Here is a 5356-nt window from a genome sequence, read left to right on the forward strand (position 1 = left end):
TTTTGGAAGACTTATGCTTCTTTTTGTTTTTGGAAGACTTATGCTTCCTTCACTTTGATTGGTATATTAGCTTTTTATTACGAAGTCAAAAACTTTATTATCAGTTTTCAAAAGAGTGTTACTAGTTAATTTTCAAAAAAAGATCATTAATTGACACGCAATTAACAATCTTTTATCTAAATGTAGTTTTTGAAAAAAGTTTGATTATAATTCACTTAGAATTCTTTAATCGAAAAGGTATAAAACGGTGCAATTTTTTTGAAAACAATATAACTTTCTTTAAAACGGTACATCTTTTTTATGAACAGTGCGACTTTATTTCAAAGTTACATGAGCCTGTCGTCGTTTGCTTTCTGTTTGTTCCTTTTCCGCAACTATAACCATAAGTTGAAGAACTCCTTTCTAACCTAAATATTTCTTAATTATTGGTTGTATAACATAAAAGTCCCCCCTCATTATGTAAGTGAGGGAGGACTTAATTTAGAAATAATTAAACAAATTTTAATTCCATTGAAGATCAATTAATTTCATTGATTATTTTTCCGTTTTTATCAATTTTTAGTTCCCATACTTCTTCAGAACTTCCCGTATCCGTTTTTAACTTGAGTTTTACTGCATATACATCATAATTTTCATTACGTTGTATATTTTCTATTTTCCCATCTGCAATAAGTTTACCCTTTGTAATTGTGGTATAAATTTTTTGAGATAATTCCTGCAGTTCTTGTTGACTTAATTTACTTATATTTTTTCCTATAGCAGCTTCCGAAAAAGCTAATGGAAGCAATTTGTCTTGCGTATAGAGTTGATATAAAAAATTTTTTACAACCTCATCATTTGAATCTTCTTTTGATTTTTTTATATTTTCTTTTTCTTCTAATGTATATGTTTGTTGTTCTACAGAAATTTCTACAGATTCTTCAACTGAATTATTAGTAGTGTCTTTCTTGTTTTCTGAATTTTGATGTTCTTCTTCTGTTTGTTTGTTTGAGGAGCTTTGCTTAGCTTCAGCATACACTTTATCACTGTTCTTTTTTTCAACACCTATACTATAGGTTAAGTAACCAGCACCTAAAAATGTAATAATAGATACTATACTTAATATCATCAGATTTTTTCTTTTCATCATTTGTCACCTTCTACTTAAAAATATATCTTATCAGTGGTGTTGTTAATATTAAGCAAATCTAAATTCTGCGAGATCTATAAATCTAATATTTTTCAATTTATGTTTTTTAATAATTTCTTTCACTTTTTCTGTCACAATAATGACCCCAAACCAGTTTTTGAAGAAAAATATGTCTGAACCATCCCATTCTTTTAGATTTACACTTAATCCTTCTATAGTACGTGTATTCTCTAAAATTCTCCCACAATGCTGGCATTTTTTAATTTGCTCTCCATTGCTATTACATATATATCCTCCATCACCATGGACAGCCAATTCTTTTAATGTTTTCGCATGATCCAAAGGCAATTTCATAAATGGTATTGCTTCTTCTTCCAAAATAATGGGTTCAAGAGAAAATCCTGTTATATTATTGTCTAATAATGCTTTCTGCATTTTATCACTGATAAATGTATATTGAGGTATAGAGTAGAAATCTGCCATTCTTTTTCCTTGAAAATATATTCTTAATGGATGTTGTTTTACCCTCAATATTCCACCACATGTGTCACAACTTTCTTTAGCAAATGTGTTAACACCTTCTATTGGCTCTGCAAAATTAGCATAAGTTTCTCTCATTATATAAAAAGTCAAAATCATCACTTCCTAATCATTTTTTTGGTTTGGCTTGATATGGTGTCATTCCAGCTTCTTTTACCATATAGTTTAACTGATCTTCTATCTGTTGTGCAGTGGCATTTGGATGATCTTTAACCCATTCTTTCCATATTCTGTTCCAGTGTTTACCTAGTGGGCTTTTATTTGTATGGATACCACCAAATTCTTTAAGTCGATGCAAACCTTTTGGTAAATCATAATAATATTTAGGGTCATTTACATCTATACCATGGTCTTTAAACCATTGTGAAAATTGTTCTGGTAACCCATGATGAACTTCACCTTTTGCTGCATAGCCTGTATATTTTTCAAAGATACTTCTTTGTTTATCCTGTCTTTTTGTCGCCGTAATTAACTCTTTAGCCTCTTTGGTAGCTTCTTTTGTTAATTTAACAGAACCCTTACCAACAGCCTTACCTTCTCCACCACCTACTACACTTAAAACTAGCACTAAACGTTCATATGCTGAACCGTGATTATTTGCTAGCTCTCCCAAGGCGAAACCTTGTCCTAGGATAGGGTACCATTCAAAGAAAGAAACCATTCTTTCGTCTAATTCAGGATCAGAATAACCTGATGGAAAATTGTAATCTATATCGTTTATTTTAAATCCTGAGAAATTGTATGCGTTAAATTTAAAGTTTAAATCCATGTTATTTATTATTCTTCTAGCCTCATCCAAATCACTCGTATCTATATTTAAATCTGAAAAGTTAAGTGTGACATTAAAATTGGACAAATCAATAATCATTTTATCTAGCCTGTCATTCATTTCTGACATGGATTGATTTATTTGATTTATGCCTTCATTCATCTGATTAAAGCCTAATAACGTCTGGTTAATTATCCCGTTAGCGTCATTTACAGCCTTATTTATCTCAGACAATGCTTCATTCATCTGATTAAAGCCTAATAACATCTGGTTAATTATCCCGTTAGCGTCATTTACATTCGCATTTATTTCAGACAATGCTCCATTCATTTGATTAAATCCTAAGTTAATTGTCCCAATTATCCCGTTAGGGTCATTTACAGCCTTATTTATTTCAGACAATGCTTTATTCATCTGATTAAAGCCCGATAACATCTGGTTCATGCTTGCCTTCATTTGAGTGAGGCCATTATTTAAATCATTAAATGCTTTTTCTAGTACTTTACCGTTTCTCTCTATATCAGCCATGAATTGATCAAATGATTGGTCTGGGGAAAAAGGTACCATTCCCCCATACGGTGAATAATCACGGACCCCCACTTGATTATTCTCAACAAGACTAAGATTATCAATCCAAACCTTTCCACTCGCTTTGTCATTTGGATAAGAGATTTGAATTATAATTTCAGCTTCTGTGATTTGTTCAGAGGTTTTAAATATCAATCTTTTATTAAACCAATCTGTGCTTGACTTTTCAGGAACATGGATTGCTTTATAAATATATTTTTCTGAAGCAGGAGCATTTTCTCCATTTAATACAACATTTATTCGTACAACCGCATTACTTAAATTTTCACTCTTAATCCAGCTATCAAAAACATAACTTTGGTTTGGTTTAACCTTAACGGACTGTTTCAGTATGACATTCCCATAATCATTGGTCTTAGGTTTAACATCTACTTTTAAAGAAGAATTACCAGTACTTGTTGGTGCATGGACTGTTTTATCTTGAGATAGGGTACTTAAATCATTATAGGGTTCGCTTTTCCAACAGTTCCAGGGGTGCTAGTGTCTACTTTCCAATTATTAAATTTTGTTGTTTGTCCAACCATGTTTGGCTGTATAGCTTTTAAATTAGCTGAGTCAAACCATACACTCCCCTTGGATACTCCTAATAAATTCCTTCCGATTCGAATTTTAACCTCTATAAAGTTTGTTGTGGGAGAGGTGGTGAAAACATATTCACTTTTGCTCCAATTTTCTTTGGAGTTAATTGTATATGTTGGCATAGTTAAAGCATCATTTATCCAGTTACTTTCATCTTTAAAGAAAGTTAAATCAATATTTCTGGAGATGTTTTCACCTTTTGTTTTGCTCCAAATACTTAGAGAGTATGTTTGATTCGGAGATACCTTAACTCGTTGCTTGTACTCTACTAACCTCGATGATGCTATGCTATTTTCGCCTTTAGATACATCAACTCGAATAGAAGATGCACTAGACCCTTCAGGAGGTTTTTCCTTTGTATCTTTAAAGAGTTGTGCACCCGCATTTAGAGTTTTTTCCCATAATTGCTTCTCTATATCACTTTCAAAATCCCCGTTCCCGATAAGGTTATTATTTGGAATATTATTATTCGTTTCTGATTCTTTATTTTTATAATAATGTGCTTGTATTAGCGCATTGCCACTAAGTTCTAAATATTCTATCACTACTTTATGAGTACCCGCAGTCATAGGAACGGTAGCCTTACGAGTGTCTCCAGCACTTCCTATCCAGGAATCAATAACTTTCATATTATCGACATATATGCGAACCCCATCATCAGCCCTAGCTTCAAATGTATAGTCTCCCTGAGAAAATTCATCGTATTTAGTATAACGTGCTGAAAAGTTGTCATTTGGAATATTTGTACTTGGAGATCCATCTTTCCAATCAAAGTCAATATTTTCAATCTTATTTTGCGGATTTTTACCTGCTAAAACAATAGCATCGCCTTTTAGTTCCTTATTGTTATAGTATTCTGCAATCCAAGTATTAGATTGTATAGCTTTGCTATACGGTTGAATATTGAACTGAATATTACTTCCTCCACCGAATTCTAAATATTGTACTTCTATCAAGTGAGTGTCTTTTTCATTGGTTTTACCAATAGCCTCAGAAGCTGTATTATCTTGAATTGTAATTTTTTTAGCATGCTCTTTATCCCATTTTCCGGTATTCCATTCATCTATGACGAGTTTTCCATCAATATATACCCGCATACCATCATCCGCTTTTCCACGAATAATATATTCACCTGCTGGTAACCGTTTTACTGTAGTATATCGAGCTGAAAAATTATTTGTTGGTACTTTCGAGGTCGGTGATCCTTCTCCATTATTTTCTACAAGTGCTTTCTCATCACCTTGTGGTGCAATAACCTTCGCATCAACAGGATATCCGTCTAAATTAGTATTCGGATAATAATAAACTAGCCAAGAATCAAATGGTACAATATCAGAAAAGATAGCTGCTTGACCAGTATTTTCATAATAATCAGTTTGAATTTTATGATTTCCTTGTTGTACATTGGTCACGATAGCGCGGTCAATTTTTCCACCAACATCATACCAGCGATCAATAACTTGTTTCCCGTCAAAAGAAACTTTTACACGATCATCTGCTAGTGTCTGTACAAAATAATTACCTGCATTTAATGTTCTTGATTGATCAAATTTAGCTGTGAAATTGTCACTTTTTACACCCGAAGGTGCCCCGTAACCCCAGTTATAATGTACTTCACCACCTTTTTGTTCCTACGTATCATTAGTTGCTGCATACCCATTTAAAGCTGGAATGGTTAATGTCATTGCGAGGAACATACTAGTGCATTTTTTAACCCATCCCCATTTCCTGATTATCACCATCTTGTTACT

At 32.7% G+C, this 5356-nt stretch carries 4 protein-coding genes and 1 pseudogene; all 5 read right to left on the reverse strand.

The genetic code is table 11. The features are described 5' to 3' along the window. Positions 1 to 517 precede the first annotated feature (517 nt). Positions 518 to 1129: a hypothetical protein gene (locus V7024_RS19410; protein ID WP_335522879.1), complete on the reverse strand. Its 612-nt coding sequence runs from the start codon at positions 1127 to 1129 to the stop codon at positions 518 to 520. A 48-nt stretch (positions 1130 to 1177) separates the two neighbouring features. Next, positions 1178 to 1762, reverse strand: a complete 585-nt coding sequence (locus V7024_RS19415) for a hypothetical protein (RefSeq protein ID WP_335522880.1) — start codon at positions 1760 to 1762, stop codon at positions 1178 to 1180. Positions 1763 to 1778: 16 nt separating this feature from the next. Then, positions 1779 to 3161, reverse strand: coding sequence for a DUF2380 domain-containing protein (locus V7024_RS19420; protein ID WP_335522882.1), 1383 nt, complete (start codon positions 3159 to 3161; stop codon positions 1779 to 1781). A 3-nt stretch (positions 3162 to 3164) separates the two neighbouring features. Continuing rightward, a pseudogene (locus tag V7024_RS24475) lies at positions 3165 to 3437 on the reverse strand (carbohydrate binding domain-containing protein); the annotation flags it as partial. Between the two features lie 23 nt (positions 3438 to 3460). Then, complete coding sequence (locus tag V7024_RS19425; RefSeq protein ID WP_335522884.1) at positions 3461 to 5017, reverse strand: PA14 domain-containing protein; 1557 nt, start codon at positions 5015 to 5017, stop codon at positions 3461 to 3463. Between the last annotated feature and the right edge of the window lie 339 nt (positions 5018 to 5356).

The sequence above is a fragment of the Bacillus sp. JJ864 genome (genome assembly GCF_036963045.1).
In the GTDB taxonomy this organism is placed as follows: domain Bacteria; phylum Bacillota; class Bacilli; order Bacillales; family Bacillaceae_G; genus Bacillus_A; species Bacillus_A pseudomycoides_C.

Bases quoted from the DNA above. Each gene is read 5' to 3' on its own strand.
- V7024_RS19410 (WP_335522879.1), bottom strand. From the start codon at position 1,129: ATGATGAAAAGAAAAAATCTGATGATATTAAGTATAGTATCTATTATT.